Origin of the sequence: Bacillus sp. cl96, from assembly GCF_900100505.1 — a bacterium.
GTDB classification, from domain to species: Bacteria; Bacillota; Bacilli; order Bacillales; family Bacillaceae_G; genus Bacillus_A; species Bacillus_A cereus.
On sequence record NZ_FNDM01000017.1, the window covers coordinates 34724 to 50501 of the forward strand.

The window sequence follows — 15778 nt, forward strand, 5'->3', positions numbered from 1 at the left end:
CCTAAAAACGAGGTTATCTAAGGAGGGACACACCAACATGGCGAAGCAACTGCCAGATATCGGCGATTATAAATATGGTTTCAAAGACAAAGACGTTTCGATTTTCCGTGCTGGACGCGGTTTAACAAAAGAGATCGTTGAAGAAATTTCACGTATGAAAGAAGAACCACAGTGGATGTTAGACTTCCGTTTAAAATCACTGGATAAGTTCTACGAAATGCCAATGCCACAATGGGGCGGCGACTTAAACGACTTAGATTTCGATGAAATTACGTACTACGTAAAACCATCTGAGAAATCTGAGAAGTCTTGGGATGAAGTACCTGATGAAATTAAAGCAACATTTGATAAATTAGGTATTCCAGAAGCTGAGCAAAAATATTTAGCTGGTGTATCTGCACAGTACGAATCTGAAGTTGTATACCACAACATGAAAGAAGACCTAGAAGCTCTAGGAATCGTCTTCAAAGATACAGATAGCGCATTAAAAGAGAACGAAGATATTTTCCGTGAGCATTTCGGAAAAGTAATCCCACCAACAGACAACAAATTCTCTGCATTAAACTCTGCAGTTTGGTCTGGTGGATCATTCATCTACGTTCCAAAAGGTGTTAAAGTTGATACACCACTTCAAGCGTATTTCCGTATTAACTCTGAAAATATGGGACAATTCGAGCGTACGCTTATCATCGTAGACGAAGGCGCACACGTACACTACGTAGAAGGTTGTACAGCACCTGTTTACACGACTAACTCACTTCACAGTGCGGTAGTAGAAATCATCATTAAGAAAGATGCATATTGCCGTTATACAACAATCCAAAACTGGGCGAACAACGTATACAACCTAGTTACAAAACGTGCGGTTTGTGAAGAAAACGCAACGATGGAATGGATTGACGGTAACATCGGATCTAAATTAACGATGAAATACCCAGCAGTTATCTTAAAAGGCGAAGGCGCTCGTGGTTTAACATTATCTATCGCGATTGCTGGTAAAGGCCAACACCAAGATGCTGGTGCGAAAATGATTCACTTAGCACCAAACACGTCTTCAACAATCGTTTCTAAATCGATTGCGAAGCATGGTGGTAAAGTAACTTACCGTGGTATCGTACACTTCGGACCAAAAGCGAAAAACTCTCGCTCTAACATCGAGTGTGACACGTTAATCATGGATAACCAATCTACATCTGATACAATTCCTTACAACGAAATCAAAAACGATTACGTTTCACTTGAGCACGAAGCGAAAGTATCGAAAGTATCAGAAGAACAATTATTCTACCTAATGAGCCGCGGTATTTCTGAGCAAGAAGCTACAGAAATGATCGTAATGGGCTTCATCGAGCCATTCACTCGCGAACTTCCAATGGAATACGCAGTTGAAATGAACCGCCTAATCAAGTTTGAGATGGAAGGTTCTATCGGTTAAATAGAAATGCGGAGCCGACTGTTCAGACCCGTTGGCTAAGGTTCTTTCGCACAGAAGATGCTTTTTATCTTCTCGTGCGGAAGGTTCTTAGACATGAGGGTCTAGGAGGCGAAGCTGGACATATTTAAAGTGGAAGCGGCTCGTTCAGAATGTGAGGGGGATGGAGCTTCTGACGTAGAGGCGCTTTTTGCCTCATAGGAAGAAGTGAAGTCACCGAACATTCTAGCCGCTGGAACTGGATAATATATGTATGAAGAAAGCGTCCTGCTGTGCAGGGCGCTTTTTTGTTTTGCGGATTTGTCTTGGCGTGGGAGAGGATACCCGGGTGGGTGTTCAGCTAAATATATCAACGATTTTTCAAATATATCGATCATAAACGGGAATATATCAACGATTATTTCAATATATCAACGTTTCGACAAGGAATATCGATTTGTCGACAAGATAAGACAAAAGAAAATCCTCACATACCCCAAATATTTTATAAGAACAGAGAACGACTAGGTTTAAGACAAAGATACTGACAAATCCACTTGAACAACCACCCACTGAATTCTCTATTAAACTTTTTGACAAATCCACCCCTTCCTCCACTATCTGGAATTATTTCCTGCATTAGCAAAAGTTTCTCATATAAAAAGGACAATCTTTTGCTTTTTCTCACAATGCGAGTACAATGTAAAATAGCAAGAAAAGACGAAAAGTATTTACAGGATTATTGTGTGCGCATAGCGTAAATGGCAGTAAGGAACTGAGAGGAGGTTTTTTCTCTGAATACAAATAAAGAAACAATCATCCACCTTTATCATACAAACGATATACATAGTCATTTTGAAAATTGGCCGCAAATTTCTCGGTTTGTTCTAGGGGAGAAAAAGCGAAGACAGGAAGCGGGAGAGACTGTTTTGACGATTGATATCGGCGATCATGTGGATCGTTTTCATAGTATTTCGGAAGCGACAAATGGGCTTGGGAATACGAAGCTTTTAAATGAGGCGTTATATGATTATGTAACAATCGGAAATAATGAAGGCATTACGTTAGCGAAGGAACATTTAAATCGGCTCTATGATGATGCTGGATTTGAAGTGCTTGTCGCAAATTTATTTGAAAAAGAAGGTGTACGTCCATCATGGGCAAGGCCTTATAAATTGCATACAACGACGGATGGGGTTACGATCGCTTTTATCGGATTGACGGTAGCTTATCCAGAGTTTTATCATATGCTCGATTGGCATATTGAAGATCCGCTTATCCATTTAGAGTCTATTTTAGAAGAAGTGAAAGATGAGGCGCATATTACCGTTGTCCTATCTCACCTTGGAAAAAGTATGGATGAGTATATGGCAGAGCATTATGATATAGATGTTATTTTAGGTGCACATACGCATCATTTATTTGAGCGTGGTGTTCTACTGAACAATACTTTACTTTGCTGTTGTGAAAAGTGGGGACGTTACGTTGGCCACGTTCAGCTTACTGTGGATAAAGAGACGAAGAAGCTGTTGAAAAAGGACGGTAGAGCGATTAAGACGGAACGGTTAGGTGCTTATAGCGAGCCGTTATCCACAATTGAAATACTGCAGGAAGAAAGTAATCATATAATGGCAGAGCCTGTCGTTCATTTAAAAGAGTCATTACCGGTTGATTGGTTTCAGGAGACGCCGTTTTCTCATATGTTAGCAAGTGCGCTGAAAACATGGTGCGATGCAGAGGTTGGCATGGTGAACGCCGGTGTACTTCTTGAAGGGCTAGAAGAGGGTGTTGTAACGCGCGGAGATATTCACAGAATTTGTCCACATCCAATTAATCCGTGTGCTTTGAAAGTTCCAGGAAAGATATTAAGAGAAGTTATTTTGAAAGCACGTAAACCGAACATGGAGAATCTTGAGGTGAAAGGATTCGGATTTCGGGGGAAAGTGATGGGGAAAATGATTTATGCTGGTGTAGAAGTCATTCCAGATACGATTCCTGGGAATAAAATTTTACTCGAAGATGTATTAATTAACGGGGAATCGCTGGAATTAGATCGTATATATACAGTAGGAACAATTGATATGTTTACATTTGGCTACTTATACCCAGAGCTATCCACACTTTCTGACAAACAATATTATATGCCAGAACTACTTAGAGATGTGTTAACAGATATGTTAATAACTTATAAATCTTCCGTTAAACTATAGGCTAGTTAACTTGTAACACTCATTTTTCTCTTGTCATACAGATAAGAAAGAGAGGAGTGTGAACTATGGTTAATGTGGAGCCAATTATAATTGATAATTATACGTTTATTGCGGTTAGCGTGAAACTTCCAAAGACAAATTTGCTAGCTGTAATGAGCGATAAAGGATATATTATGTGTGGTGCATTAGATGTAGGTCTTTTAAATGAGAAGTTAGGTGATCGAGGAATTATTGCTGGCCGTGCGGTTGGTGTAAGAACGATTGAACAACTTCTTGAAGCGCCGCTAGAATCGGTAACGACTGGAGCTGAAGCATTAGGCATTCCAGCAGGAACGATTGGAAAAGAAGCATTATTAAAAATGAGATAAGCATATATCGTCCCTCCTTCTTGCATAGAAATGATATAAGAAGGAGGTTTTTTTATGAGTATATTTCGCTCGAAAAACTCGCGGTTTCGAAGGGGACCTATTGCCTTTCGGTATATACTGCTTATGTCGTTTATTCTTTTTATTATATTACTTACGCAAGGGTTGTGGATTGTGAATAATAATATTCAGCCGACCTTAATTAAATATGGGGAAGTAGAGACGCATAAAATGGCGACGGCAATTATGACGAAGGCAGTAAAGGATCGAATTAATGAAGGATTCGATGTAGATTCATTAATGAAAGTACAGAATGATAAAAACGGAAAAGTATCTACAATTAATTTAAATACAAAGCAAGTAAATGAAATCGTAACGTCAACGACCATGTACATAGAAAAATATTTGCAGCAAGTAGAACAAGGGAAGTTGAAGGAGCTAGGTATTTCTGAAAAAAACGGGGCGACTATGGCAGTTCCTTTTGGGCGTGTAACTGATAATGCGCTTCTTGGTAATATAGGACCAGATATTCCGATTCATTTCACGCCAATTGGGCATGTGAATACAGATATTAAACAAAAAATTGAGCCGCATGGGATTAATACTACAGCGATTCAAATTGTTATGGAAATGGAAGTAACATTGCAAGTAATTATTCCATTTCATACGAAAGAGATAACGGTGAAACAAAATGTTCCGATTGCGACGCGTATCGTTCAAGGGGAAGTGCCTACGTATTATGGAAGTGGAAGTGTTGCTGTACCTGATAAAAAGAAAACAGATAGTTAGTTGTAAATAAAGTGAAATCCGGCTCAGCCAGGCTTTTAATGGATAAAAAATAACCGTAGCAATGCAGCTACGGTTATCGTTTTGTATTTGCTCGTTCTTTGCGTTCCCAAAGGCTTAAATGCATGTATGGATCGAAGGCCCATTCTGTATAGCCATTGTCTTTATATATGCCAAAATGTAAGTGGGGCGGAAATTTTCCGGCTGTACCAGGAGGTCCATAACCAGTGCTACCAACAAATCCGATTACTTTCCCTGGCTCAACAATTTGTCCAAGCTGTATTTCTTTTGAGAACCCGCCTAAATGAGCGTAATAATGGTAATTGTTATGAAGGTCACGAATACCAATGCGCCATCCACCAAGGCGGTTCCAACCTTTCGTTTCAATAATGCCATAGCAAGTCGATCTTACTGGCACGCCATATCCGGCGAAAATATCTGTTCCTTCATGAATCCTTCTGCCGCCAAAACTTCTTCCAGCGCCGAAAGTACTACGGTAGCTATGGTCACTACGGATCGGAAGAGGAAAAGCATTTCCCTCTAAATTAATACGGCCATAATGTTTATAAATTTGGGCATATTCGCTAATTAAATCAACTGTTTTTGCACGTCTATAATATTCCCAGAGCATAATTTTAATACGGTCTTCTGACGTTCCTTGTTTCCTTAAAATAGTCGCTGCGGTATGCAGAAGATCACGGTCGCTATTTGCATTTGCAAATCCATCTTTGTCACCATCTAAACCTATTCCGCCAAATAGAGAAATTGTATGGGGGAGAGTATCGTTACTATTAATAGGTCCAGCCCATATTTCTGGTTTGAAATAAAGGGAAATGATGGCATCTGGTTTTTTCGGAATATCTTTTCTTACGCTCCGTATATTTCTTTCATATTGATCCATTGCAGCTAAGTAATACCATGGAATGCCTGAAGACTGCTCGGTTTCTTTATATAGTGCCATGCGCTTTTCGTATATGCTTTGCTGATTATCTTCACCGTAAGCGATGTTTTGGTGGAGAAGAAAACAAATAGAAAGCAAAAGAGAAATTTTTCGAAGCATGAAATAGACTCCTTTCACAACATCACTCTTTTTAGTGTGGGATATACGGAGTATTTCATTATAGGGAACGATTGGAAAAAATCTTAGAATCTTCATTTGAGCAAATCGCTTTCATACGTTAGAATAGATATGTTACATTGAAAGAAGCGAACACGGTAAACTATTTCATATTGTGCGGAGTTGATAACCATGACAAAACAAACAGAATATAAGCGCAAGCCCGAATGGTTGAAAATTAAGTTAAACACGAATGAAAACTATACAGGCTTAAAGAAAATGATGCGTTCTAAGAATCTTCATACCGTTTGTGAAGAGGCAAAATGTCCGAATATTCATGAATGCTGGGCTGTAAGAAAAACAGCAACATTTATGATTTTAGGTGCGGTTTGTACACGTGCTTGTCGTTTTTGTGCGGTTAAAACAGGCTTACCAACTGAGCTTGATTTACAAGAACCAGAACGCGTAGCAGATTCAGTAGTACAAATGGGCTTAAAGCACGTTGTTATAACAGCGGTTGCACGTGATGATTTAAAGGACGGGGGAGCAGCTGTTTTTGCTGAAACAGTACGCGCAGTACGTCGTAAAAACCCATTCACGTCTATCGAAGTATTACCATCTGATATGGGTGGAGTAGAAGAAAACTTAAAAATGTTAATGGATGCAAAACCAGATATTTTAAACCATAACATTGAAACAGTACGTCGATTATCTGACCGAGTTCGCGCTAGAGCAAAATATGAACGTTCATTAGAGTTTTTACGTCGAGCGAAAGAAATGCAGCCTGATATTCCAACTAAATCGAGCATTATGGTGGGCTTAGGTGAAACGAGAGAAGATTTAATTGAAGCAATGGATGACTTACGTGCAAACAATGTGGATATTTTAACTCTTGGGCAATACCTACAACCATCTAAGAAGCATTTACCAGTTCTTAAATATTATCCACCAGCAGAATTTGCAGAGCTTAAAGAAATTGCACTTAGCAAAGGATTTAGCCACTGTGAAGCTGGCCCACTTGTGCGTTCTTCTTACCATGCGGACGAGCAAGTACGTTCTGCAAAAGAAAAAACAGCAGAAGCTAAATAATGAAAAAAAGAGAGCTAATGATTAGCTCTCTTTTTGTTTGTACTCTAAAACGGTATTTGGACATGTTAATAAAATCTTTTTTAATTCTTCTGTGGATAATTCAATTGTAAATTCAGGAACACCAGGTGTAATTAAAATTTTATCGTACGTATAAATAGCGTTATCCACAATAATTGTTACATCGTGTGAATATCCGAAAGGAGCCACACATCCCGGCGTACAACCAGTTTTGTCTCGCAGTTCATCAGGAGAACAGAGAGATAAGCGTTCTCCTGATAGTTCTTTCATCTCTCCCCGGTTGAGCCTTGTGCCCTCTAACGTAAAAAATACGTAATAATCTCCAGACTTTGATTTTAAAAATAAGCTTTTACTTGGAGTGCCTTGTAAGCCAAGTCTCTCGCGTACGATCCGATCGGTCTCATAATCGAGTACTGGTTCGTGTTCGAATTTTTCATAAGAAACATTTGTTTTATGTAGTAAAGCAAGTACGTCTTCGTACATATGAAATGATACCCCTTTCTATTGTTAGAACAGTCTCTTCTCGTGGCGTCAACTGAATGTTTTGGAAAGGGATATTACTTGGACGATGCTTCCCATAAGCGTTTTATGATACATTGTTCGTCGATTGTAATTTCGTAAATATCAGGATTCGTTAGAGTTCTCCATTCATTAAAGCCAATCGTATGATCAAAATGCTTTAAAATGAGCGTAAGTAAATTGCCATGTGTAACAAGTAGTGTTGTCGTATGGTTTAATTGTAAAACGTCTTGAATAAGCGATAGGGCCCGGTCTGTTGCTTGTTTTGTTGACTCTCCGCCTGAAAAGGCAATATCTATATTTGTAAAAGTAGATTCTAGTTTTTGCATCCAATCATCCATTGGAATGTTGCTCAATATGCGTTCAGTTAATCGTTCATCTTCTTGGATAGATAAGTTAGCTTGGAGCGCATAGGGCCGAATGGAATCGATAGCTCGGACAAATGGGCTTGAAATAATATGATCGATTTGTAGATGATTTTCTAAGAGGAATGTAGCAAGGGTGTTTGCTTGGTCTTTTCCATCGGTCGTTAATTCATCATCACGTTTTTGCCCAATTGCTGAACAATGTCGTATTACAATAATTTTCTTCATAATTCATCCCCATCTTTCAAGTTGACGCTATATACTTCGACAAATGTAGAAATAATTCCTTTTTATTGGAAACAGCATATTGATTTAAATATGTGGAAAAGTAATGTGGATAATGAACATTTGAGGTGCAATCATGAATAAAATGATATGTATTGTATTTAGTCTTTGTTTTTTTATACACTTGTCCACAACTTATGCAGAGTCGAATCAAAAACTAAATTATCCAAGCAATCGAAATAAGTCATTTGTGAGTGAGGATGTTTTTTATAAACAGTTAGATAAGAAAATCTATAAAGAATACAATAATGCAGCATATAGTGTTCGGAAAAAAATCTTATTTAAAGAAGTGGCTGATGAGGAATTTTCTTTCCTACAAAAAACAACCATGGGTTGTCGGAGTAGTGTGATGCTTCAAGATTTTTTTGTTCATCCTGATCGCCAAGTTTATTTTTTCGCTTCCTTTTCTCAAAATGAAGTAGAAGAGTTTCATAAGTACATCGTTATAGATGCAGAAACAAAGAGGGAGCTGCAAGAGGGCAAAAGTTATCATCCATATAAAAAATAAACCACCAATTTTGGTGGTTTATTTTTTACTCCGGTACACTCATTAATTTCTCTTTCATTTTGCGAATAAGAACGACAGCGCCAATTGTACACAGAAGTGTAATTCCTTCGGCAACAAAGATATTGATTGTTTTTGTTTGGTAAAGTGCCGCGAAAAAGTCTACAAATGCGTGGAATAGTATAGCGTATACTAGGAAGATATATTTCTTCTGTTTGACTGCGTATAAAACAAGCATTGTAAAGGCGATTTGAAGCACGAGTGCCATAATTCTTTCTAAGCTACCAAGGAAGTATAAGTAGGCGGGTTGTTGAATTAACATATCCTGTAAAATGCTAAGCTCGGGTTTTTGTTCAATCAGTCGAGCGAAGCTACCATCGTTAATAGAATTAGCAAAGATTAATGCTTGTAATGCAGAAAAACCGCCAATTAAAATAGATTCAATTCCGCCGTGACCAAATCCATAAGCGAAGCCATCTTTATATTCTAGATATTTTTTTAGTAAGAAGAAGAAGGCAACGAAGCGTCCTAATTCTTCAAAAATACCAGCAGTCAATCCGCCATAAATTGCGAAGACAAACGGATTTTCTAAAAATGGAGCGATTGTTGGATTACCGCGCATAAATAGGTGGAATGGTGTTTCAAGAATTTGGGTGAATCCGATAAAGATAAGAACACCAACGCCGACCACTTTCCAATTCATATTATATTTTTTACGGAAATAAACGAGTACGATAATTGGGACCAGAATCGAGATAATGAGTTGAAAAATAATGCTGGCAATTACAGTATTTGAAACCATACTTTCACCGCTTTCTAATATATGTACATATCTATTATGCATGAAATAGGGGAGAGATGAAACTTTTAGAAAGAAAATGAATTTACTTATTGACTCTAACGTTGCGTCATACTTTATCGTATGTACTAAGGGGGAGATACAAATGACAATGAGAGTAAAAGAAGTAGCTGATTTAGTTGGAATTAGTGTGCGCACACTGCATCATTACGATGAAATTGGGTTGTTAACCCCAGACGAGACGACAGAGTCTGGATATCGTCTGTATTCCAATGAAAATTTAGAGACATTGCAGCAAATTTTGTTTTTTAAAGAGCTTGGCTTCCCTTTGAAGAAAATTAAAGAGATTATCATGAGTCCATCATTTGATCGCGAAGAGGCACTACAGCTTCATAAGAAGATGCTTCTTGAAAAGCGTGCCAGATTAGATAAGGTGATTGCGACGATTGATAAAACAATTCAGCATACAAAAGGAGAGATTGAAATGACGAATAAAGAGAAATTTGAAGGATTCGATTTCAGCCATAACCCATATGAAGAAGAAGCACGTGAAAAATGGGGAGACGCAGCTGTAGATAAAGCGAACGAATATGCAAAAGGTATGTCAAAAGAGAACCAAGAGGAGTTTAATGCTATTTATAGAAATTTAGCAACGCTTAGATACGATGCACCAGATTCTAAAGAGGCGCAGGCAGCTATTAAAGTATGGTACGATTACTTGCAAAACTTCGGTGAATATTCGTTAGATGCTTTTAAAGGACTCGGTCAAATGTACGTCGCTGATGAGCGCTTTACGAAAAATATCGATAAGTTTGGTGAGGGATTAGCGCAGTTTATGTGTGATGCGATGGAGGTTTATGCGGATCGTAATAAAAAATAAAAAGTAAAACAGGTGGAGATTTTCTCCACCTGTTTTACTTTTTAATCATATCATTCAAAGTCTGATCTCCCGTATTGTTCAAATGAGGATTTTTACTCATTTCTCGTTTTAACATATCGAGGCTTTGTGTATATTCTGTATCATTTAATGCGCCAGATTGAAGCCCTTGAATTTGAGAAATCAACTTTTGGTCTGTTGATACATATGCTTTATAATAGCGAGGAACGATGGACAAAGCAGCTCTATATACTTGATCCGCTACGAGTTTTGGATCCGTTGTGTTTGCACGGTATACAACGAACACTTCATCATCAGTAACGAGTGTAGCAGCGTTTGTAACGTCAGGAAGTTTGACTGTCATGCTTGTAATCATTTCAGCGACCTTCTCGCGATTAATGGCCCCTACTTGTTTGTTAGATACTTCATGCTTTTGTTTAGAAGAATAACCGACTCTTGTGAGTCTTGTATTTGTATTTTCCGTATGATACATGTCGTTTTTATTGGAAACAAGAACACGGCTTCCTTCTTCACGTTCCATTTCAGCTTTGTTCGCTGATTGGCAGCCTGCAAATAAGGAAAGAGTGAGAAGGGAAAGTAAAATTTGTTTTTTCACGATGTATCACCTCCTTCTCCATAGCATGTACTAATTTGCAATTTTTTGTATTTGAAATTGTTGGTTGTTATGCTTTGTGATACGATAAAAAGAAGAATGCTTAGAGAGGAAGTTAATGATGGAGCAAAAGCAAGAGATTCATGCTACGGTGAGCATTAATAATGTTCAGTACGAAGTAATTAAAAACTTTCGTGACGGTTTTAGTGAAGAAGCATTTAAAGAGCGCTATGCAGAAATTTTAAATAAATATGATTACATCGTTGGGGACTGGGGATATGAGCAACTTAGATTGCGCGGATTCTTTGATGATAGTAACCAACGTGCGACATATGATACGAAAATTAGTACGTTAACGGAGTATTTATACGAGTACTGTAACTTCGGTTGCGCACATTTTGTATTACGAAAAGTGAAGAAATAAAAAAATCCTCTTACAATTGTAAGAGGATTTTTTGCATATTTTTGCTTACAAACAAATCGAGATATGATCGCCTTCAGAAAGTATTGTATTTGGCTTCATTTGTTGTCCGTTTAATTGAATATCCCCATTTTTAATTTTATCCACAATGCGTGTACGGCTCCAGTCGGAAATATATGTGGATAAGGCTTTATCGATGCGGTGGGAACCGAAAACAATATCTAATACGATCGTGATTTCGGTTATGCCGCTTTCTTGATGTTGCGTAATGGAAATGGTAGTAGTTGTTTCTGGCTGATCCTGCTGCGTCATATCGACTGTTTCAACGTGATCAGTAAATGCTTTATAAATACGAAGTTTTTGATTCCACGTATGGTCTTTCGGACATTTATAAATGGCAAAGCGGTATATGTTTTTTCCGTTGGCGTTATGCCTACGAATATTTGTGTCGGTAAATAGGGTAGTACGTCTGCAATTTTTACAATATTTTTCGATTGTGTTTTGCTCGTTTTCATATAAACTCCAAGAAAGTTGTACTTTCTGCATTTTCCTTCACCTCTTATAGTAGTGGTAAAGGAACGTAATACAGCTATTTGGATGTCTTGTAGTATGAAGGCATGAGAAAAAGACAAGAATAAAAGGAGGTCCCCAAAGAGGAACCTCCGTAAACATCATACTACAGATGCAATACGCTCCTTTGTAATGGGAATGGGCAGACTACTCCCTTGAAAAAGCACGGTGCTTTTTTGAGAGTAATGCTATCCAATTGCTGGTCCATTACAAAGGAGTTGTTGGCATACGTCGTAAACGTCCTTTCTATCATGCCTTTCGAGAGGACCCCCACCTCTAAACGTAAGTGAAGGTGGTGAGGTGAATCGAAAGAAATATTTTATTTTTGAGAAAAACAGAAACGTATGTTCTTTTTTTGCTATAATATCCTTAACAAGGAGGTGAATAAAATGGCAAAAGAAAATCCATCAAACTATAAAACTCTTCAAATTTGGATTAAAAAAGGGCATCGTATGTATTCTTATTTTCAAGAATGTTGTCATAACGCTAAGAATATGTACAACACTACAAACTTTTATATACGCCAGGTGTACACTGGATTAACACAAGAAAAAGAGTTACAGCCATTGCAAAAAGAAGTTCTGGATCATATTCATAAAAATATTGGTAAGATGAATGACACACAACTTCTTGCCTATCAGAAGAAATTGGAAAAAGAGAAATTAAAGCCTAAAGAAGAACAGAAAGAGATTACATGTAATTTGTTTTCAGAACCTAATTTTGAAAAACCTTATGTAGATTACAACTTTCTAGATGCACTATTTAAGGCTATGATTCAAAATGATTATCGAGCTTTGCCTACGCAATGTAGCCAGTCAATCATGAAAGGTGTGTTCCAAAATTGGAAATCTTTTTTTGCTAGTTTAAAAGACTATAAAAAGAATCCAAACAAATATGCTGGAATGCCTAGGATTCCAAAGTATATTCGTTCTTCTGAAAAAGAGATTCTGTATACAAACCAAGATTGCATCATTAAAAACAGTAGATTTTTAAAGTTTCCAAAGACGAAATTGCAATTAAATATTGGGAAACTAGGTTTCACTGAAGGTAAACTGAAACAAGTTCGTGTGATTCCAAAATACAATGAATATGTAGTGGAATTGGTAATTGATGTTCCTTCTGAACAACAAATTATTGAAGAGAATGCTCGTTATATGAGTATTGATTTAGGTATTGATAACCTTGCAACCATCGTAACAAACACAGGTATGAAACCTGTCCTTGTTAAGGGCAAACATGTCAAAAGCATAAATCAATATTACAACAAAATGAAGAGTCATTTTACAAGCATTCTTAGAAATGGAAAACAAACGAATGAAGGACCTTTTACTTCTAAAAGGATAGAAAAACTTCATCAAAAACGTTACTTGAAAATAAAAGACGTCTTCCATAAAGTTAGTCACCATATCGTAAAACTAGCACAAGAAGAAGATGTTTGTAAAATCGTTATTGGTCAAAACAAAAGTTGGAAACAAGAAACAAATATGGGAAAAAGAAATAACCAATCGTTTTGTCATATCCCACATAGTTTATTGATTCAAATGATTACATACAAAGCAAATGCTGTAGGCATTCAAGTTATTGTAACTGAAGAATCATATACATCGAAAGCAAGTTTTCTGGATAACGACTTCATTCCAACGTATGGAGAAAATGACCAAAATACAACTTTTTCAGGAAAACGAATAAAGCGCGGCATATATTGTTCAGCAAATAAAACTTTAATTCATGCAGATGTAAATGCTGCGGCTAACATTTTACGAAAAGTAATCCCAAATGCATGGACAAATGGGATAGAGGGGTTAGGTGTGAAACAGCTCGCTAATGTGTTAACTCCCCTGACGTTAATCGTCCGTTAGGTCGAAACGTTAGAAACCCCCACTTCAAGCTTTGCTAAGTGGGGGAGTGTTCATCCAAATAGATTTATTCTTAATTATAATTAAAAGATTGAAAATTTAAAATAATTATAATGAAAAACACCAGCTAAAAAGCTGGTGCCTAAGATAAATTATATAAGTTCAAATAAAAATGAGCGTAATTCTTCTGCAATTTCTTCAGTCATAGAAAATGCGTGCTCTAAGTAGCCTGGTTCGTTTAAATCGTCAGCACCGATGATTGCAAATTTATTGCGTTGCATATCAAGGACAATTGTTTTACCGTAATGACGATCGGAGTATAATAGCGCTAAATCGTGACGCTCATTTTCTCCCATAAAGCTAACGAAACGAGTTTTTGTAGCGACAGTATCGTCGTACAGAAAGAAACGTTCTTCCATACACATGGCTCCTTTATTAAATATCTAAGTTTAAGTGTGGTTTATGATCTAAATGGTGATGTGTTTTAATGAATCGTACTGTTCTTGTTTTGTAACGCATTACGATAGAGTATGTTTCAGCTAAGTCTCCGCCAAGGAATTTAACACCGTCTAATAACTCACCAGCAGATACACCAGTTGCTGAGAAGATTGCATCATCCCCAGATACTAAGTCATCTAACATAAGAAGTTGACGAGGATCTTCTAATCCCATTTCACGACAACGAGCTTCTTCTTCTTCGTTCATTGGAACTAAGCGAGCTTGCATTTCACCTTCAAGGCACTTTAATGCTGCTGCAGAAATAACACCTTCTGGAGCTCCGCCAATACCTACGAATAAGTCGATACCCGTTCCAGGTAGTGCTGTTGCGATTGACGCACCAACATCACCGTCACCAAATAATTTTACGCGTGCACCTTTTGCACGAACACGGTCAATAATATCTTGATGACGTTCACGTTCTTGAACGATAACTGTTAGATCGCGAATCTTTTTATTGTTAGCTTCTGCTACAATTTCAATTGTTTTTTCAATTGGATCATCTAAGCTAATTTTACCAGCTGCTTTTGGACCAACCGCGATTTTTTCCATGTACATATCAGGAGCATGAAGAAGGTTCCCTTTGTCTGCGATTGCAATAACTGCCATTGCATTTGCAAGACCTTTTGCAACGATGTTTGTACCTTCTAATGGATCAACGGCGATGTCTACTTCTGGACCATTACCTGTTCCTAGTTCTTCACCAATATACAACATCGGTGCTTCATCAAGTTCTCCTTCACCAATTACAACTGTACCTGCCATGTTTACTGAATCGAACATATCACGCATTGCTGTAGTTGCTGCATCATCTGCTTCATTTTTCTTTCCGCGGCCCATCCACTGTGCGGATGCTAAGGCTGCTGCTTCTGTTACACGGACAATTTCTAGTGCGAGTTCACGTTCCAAGATTCCATTCCTCCAATTTCAAAAATCATACAAATATAACTATAACAAATAACGGAGAAAAGGTGAATTCGAAAAATTGTCGATTTTTTCAGAAGAAAGCGTTACAATTAAAATGTAAATGCTTTAATTTCCAGGTAGGTGACATTCATGTATTTTGTAGACAGAAAGAAAATAGAACAAATGCTAGTATGTTTAGAACGAGCAACAAGTACATTTCAAGAGAAAAAGATATATGAAACCGAGTTTGAATTTTACGCATTAGAGCGCATAGCCCATCTTATTATTGATTGTGTATTAGATGTAGGAAATGCGATGATTGATGGATTTATTATGCGTGATCCAGGAAGCTATGAAGATATTATTGATATTTTAATGGACGAGCGAGTGATAAGTGAAGAAGATGGACAAGGGATGAAAGAAATTATCCTTCTTCGAAAAATGCTTACGCAAGATTATATTCAAATGAATCATGATGAATTATATAAGACGATTCAAAAACATATTGCAGTGGTAGAGAAATACCCAGCAAATATTCGCAGTTATTTAGAAAAGGAATTAGGACCTGTATCTGCATTTGTACCAGAATAATTATGCTTATAAGATCCCCAGAGAATGCCTTTTGGGG

Annotated in this window: 18 protein-coding genes; 10 read left to right on the top strand and 8 right to left on the bottom strand. The window is 37.5% G+C overall.

All coding sequences use genetic code 11. From position 1 onward, the window contains the following. Positions 1–37 precede the first annotated feature (37 nt). From sufB to yunB, 4 genes are all read left to right on the top strand, one after another. Entirely contained in the window at positions 38–1435 is a 1398-nt protein-coding gene (sufB, locus tag BLT20_RS26180) for a Fe-S cluster assembly protein SufB (RefSeq protein WP_001118827.1), read from the top strand. 794 nt (positions 1436–2229) lie between these two features. Continuing rightward, positions 2230–3621 (top strand): bifunctional metallophosphatase/5'-nucleotidase, encoded by a 1392-nt coding sequence (locus BLT20_RS26185; protein WP_073340003.1) that lies wholly within the window; start codon positions 2230–2232, stop codon positions 3619–3621. Between the two features lie 65 nt (positions 3622–3686). Beyond that, positions 3687–3989: a YunC family protein gene (locus tag BLT20_RS26190; protein WP_000248466.1), complete on the top strand. Its 303-nt coding sequence runs from the start codon at positions 3687–3689 to the stop codon at positions 3987–3989. Between the two features lie 54 nt (positions 3990–4043). Further along, positions 4044–4775: a sporulation protein YunB gene (yunB, locus tag BLT20_RS26195; RefSeq protein WP_033684598.1), complete on the top strand. Its 732-nt coding sequence runs from the start codon at positions 4044–4046 to the stop codon at positions 4773–4775. Positions 4776–4848: 73 nt separating this feature from the next. Here yunB and BLT20_RS26200 read toward each other — a convergent pair whose 3' ends face one another. Next, positions 4849–5832, bottom strand: a complete 984-nt coding sequence (locus tag BLT20_RS26200; protein ID WP_000944663.1) for a M23 family metallopeptidase — start codon at positions 5830–5832, stop codon at positions 4849–4851. A 189-nt stretch (positions 5833–6021) separates the two neighbouring features. Here BLT20_RS26200 and lipA point away from each other — a divergent pair, with 189 nt between their 5' ends. Continuing rightward, positions 6022–6918 (top strand): lipoyl synthase, encoded by an 897-nt coding sequence (lipA, locus tag BLT20_RS26205; protein WP_000166372.1) that lies wholly within the window; start codon positions 6022–6024, stop codon positions 6916–6918. A 21-nt stretch (positions 6919–6939) separates the two neighbouring features. Here lipA and BLT20_RS26210 read toward each other — a convergent pair whose 3' ends face one another. Beyond that, positions 6940–7419, bottom strand: coding sequence for a YbaK/EbsC family protein (locus BLT20_RS26210; RefSeq protein ID WP_000272746.1), 480 nt, complete (start codon positions 7417–7419; stop codon positions 6940–6942). Between the two features lie 74 nt (positions 7420–7493). Next, positions 7494–8048, bottom strand: coding sequence for a histidine phosphatase family protein (locus tag BLT20_RS26215; protein WP_000721022.1), 555 nt, complete (start codon positions 8046–8048; stop codon positions 7494–7496). Between the two features lie 133 nt (positions 8049–8181). Here BLT20_RS26215 and BLT20_RS26220 point away from each other — a divergent pair, with 133 nt between their 5' ends. Further along, positions 8182–8613 carry a hypothetical protein gene (locus tag BLT20_RS26220; RefSeq protein WP_001038434.1) on the top strand — a complete coding sequence of 144 codons (432 nt, stop codon included), beginning with the start codon at positions 8182–8184 and terminating at the stop codon, positions 8611–8613. A gap of 25 nt (positions 8614–8638) precedes the next feature. Here BLT20_RS26220 and BLT20_RS26225 read toward each other — a convergent pair whose 3' ends face one another. Continuing rightward, positions 8639–9454 carry a YhfC family intramembrane metalloprotease gene (locus BLT20_RS26225; protein WP_033684597.1) on the bottom strand — a complete coding sequence of 272 codons (816 nt, stop codon included), beginning with the start codon at positions 9452–9454 and terminating at the stop codon, positions 8639–8641. A 100-nt stretch (positions 9455–9554) separates the two neighbouring features. Here BLT20_RS26225 and BLT20_RS26230 point away from each other — a divergent pair, with 100 nt between their 5' ends. After that, entirely contained in the window at positions 9555–10289 is a 735-nt protein-coding gene (locus BLT20_RS26230; protein WP_000178779.1) for a MerR family transcriptional regulator, read from the top strand. Positions 10290–10323: 34 nt separating this feature from the next. Here BLT20_RS26230 and BLT20_RS26235 read toward each other — a convergent pair whose 3' ends face one another. Next, positions 10324–10902, bottom strand: a complete 579-nt coding sequence (locus tag BLT20_RS26235) for a YhcN/YlaJ family sporulation lipoprotein (protein ID WP_000744132.1) — start codon at positions 10900–10902, stop codon at positions 10324–10326. A gap of 118 nt (positions 10903–11020) precedes the next feature. Here BLT20_RS26235 and BLT20_RS26240 point away from each other — a divergent pair, with 118 nt between their 5' ends. Continuing rightward, the gene (locus BLT20_RS26240; protein ID WP_000435943.1) at positions 11021–11323 is read left to right on the top strand and encodes a YutD family protein; all 303 of its coding nucleotides are present in this window, start codon (positions 11021–11023) and stop codon (positions 11321–11323) included. 45 nt (positions 11324–11368) lie between these two features. On the opposite strand, the gene BLT20_RS26245 is transcribed toward BLT20_RS26240, so the two are convergent. Then, the gene (locus BLT20_RS26245) at positions 11369–11866 is read right to left on the bottom strand and encodes a hypothetical protein (RefSeq protein ID WP_001174567.1); all 498 of its coding nucleotides are present in this window, start codon (positions 11864–11866) and stop codon (positions 11369–11371) included. 413 nt (positions 11867–12279) lie between these two features. On the opposite strand from BLT20_RS26245, the gene BLT20_RS26255 reads away from it, so the two are divergent. Next, positions 12280–13749, top strand: coding sequence for an RNA-guided endonuclease InsQ/TnpB family protein (locus BLT20_RS26255; RefSeq protein WP_001040868.1), 1470 nt, complete (start codon positions 12280–12282; stop codon positions 13747–13749). A gap of 149 nt (positions 13750–13898) precedes the next feature. Here BLT20_RS26255 and BLT20_RS26260 read toward each other — a convergent pair whose 3' ends face one another. Together BLT20_RS26260 and glpX are read right to left on the bottom strand one after the other, a co-directional pair. Next, positions 13899–14165: a DUF3055 domain-containing protein gene (locus BLT20_RS26260; RefSeq protein ID WP_000392606.1), complete on the bottom strand. Its 267-nt coding sequence runs from the start codon at positions 14163–14165 to the stop codon at positions 13899–13901. Positions 14166–14181: 16 nt separating this feature from the next. Further along, positions 14182–15153: a class II fructose-bisphosphatase gene (gene glpX / locus BLT20_RS26265; RefSeq protein WP_000439090.1), complete on the bottom strand. Its 972-nt coding sequence runs from the start codon at positions 15151–15153 to the stop codon at positions 14182–14184. Positions 15154–15300: 147 nt separating this feature from the next. Here glpX and BLT20_RS26270 point away from each other — a divergent pair, with 147 nt between their 5' ends. Further along, positions 15301–15741 (top strand): DUF86 domain-containing protein, encoded by a 441-nt coding sequence (locus BLT20_RS26270; RefSeq protein ID WP_000274006.1) that lies wholly within the window; start codon positions 15301–15303, stop codon positions 15739–15741. Positions 15742–15778 lie beyond the last annotated feature (37 nt).

Coding starts and splice junctions, on each gene's coding strand:
- sufB (WP_001118827.1), top strand. CDS start 38: ATGGCGAAGCAACTGCCAGATATCGGCGATTATAAATATGGTTTCAAA.
- BLT20_RS26190 (WP_000248466.1), top strand. CDS start 3,687: ATGGTTAATGTGGAGCCAATTATAATTGATAATTATACGTTTATTGCG.
- yunB (WP_033684598.1), top strand. CDS start 4,044: ATGAGTATATTTCGCTCGAAAAACTCGCGGTTTCGAAGGGGACCTATT.
- BLT20_RS26200 (WP_000944663.1), bottom strand. CDS start 5,832: ATGCTTCGAAAAATTTCTCTTTTGCTTTCTATTTGTTTTCTTCTCCAC.
- lipA (WP_000166372.1), top strand. CDS start 6,022: ATGACAAAACAAACAGAATATAAGCGCAAGCCCGAATGGTTGAAAATT.
- BLT20_RS26210 (WP_000272746.1), bottom strand. CDS start 7,419: ATGTACGAAGACGTACTTGCTTTACTACATAAAACAAATGTTTCTTAT.
- BLT20_RS26215 (WP_000721022.1), bottom strand. CDS start 8,048: ATGAAGAAAATTATTGTAATACGACATTGTTCAGCAATTGGGCAAAAA.
- BLT20_RS26220 (WP_001038434.1), top strand. CDS start 8,182: ATGAATAAAATGATATGTATTGTATTTAGTCTTTGTTTTTTTATACAC.
- BLT20_RS26225 (WP_033684597.1), bottom strand. CDS start 9,454: ATGCATAATAGATATGTACATATATTAGAAAGCGGTGAAAGTATGGTT.
- BLT20_RS26230 (WP_000178779.1), top strand. CDS start 9,555: ATGACAATGAGAGTAAAAGAAGTAGCTGATTTAGTTGGAATTAGTGTG.
- BLT20_RS26240 (WP_000435943.1), top strand. CDS start 11,021: ATGGAGCAAAAGCAAGAGATTCATGCTACGGTGAGCATTAATAATGTT.
- BLT20_RS26245 (WP_001174567.1), bottom strand. CDS start 11,866: ATGCAGAAAGTACAACTTTCTTGGAGTTTATATGAAAACGAGCAAAAC.
- BLT20_RS26255 (WP_001040868.1), top strand. CDS start 12,280: ATGGCAAAAGAAAATCCATCAAACTATAAAACTCTTCAAATTTGGATT.
- BLT20_RS26260 (WP_000392606.1), bottom strand. CDS start 14,165: ATGGAAGAACGTTTCTTTCTGTACGACGATACTGTCGCTACAAAAACT.
- BLT20_RS26270 (WP_000274006.1), top strand. CDS start 15,301: ATGTATTTTGTAGACAGAAAGAAAATAGAACAAATGCTAGTATGTTTA.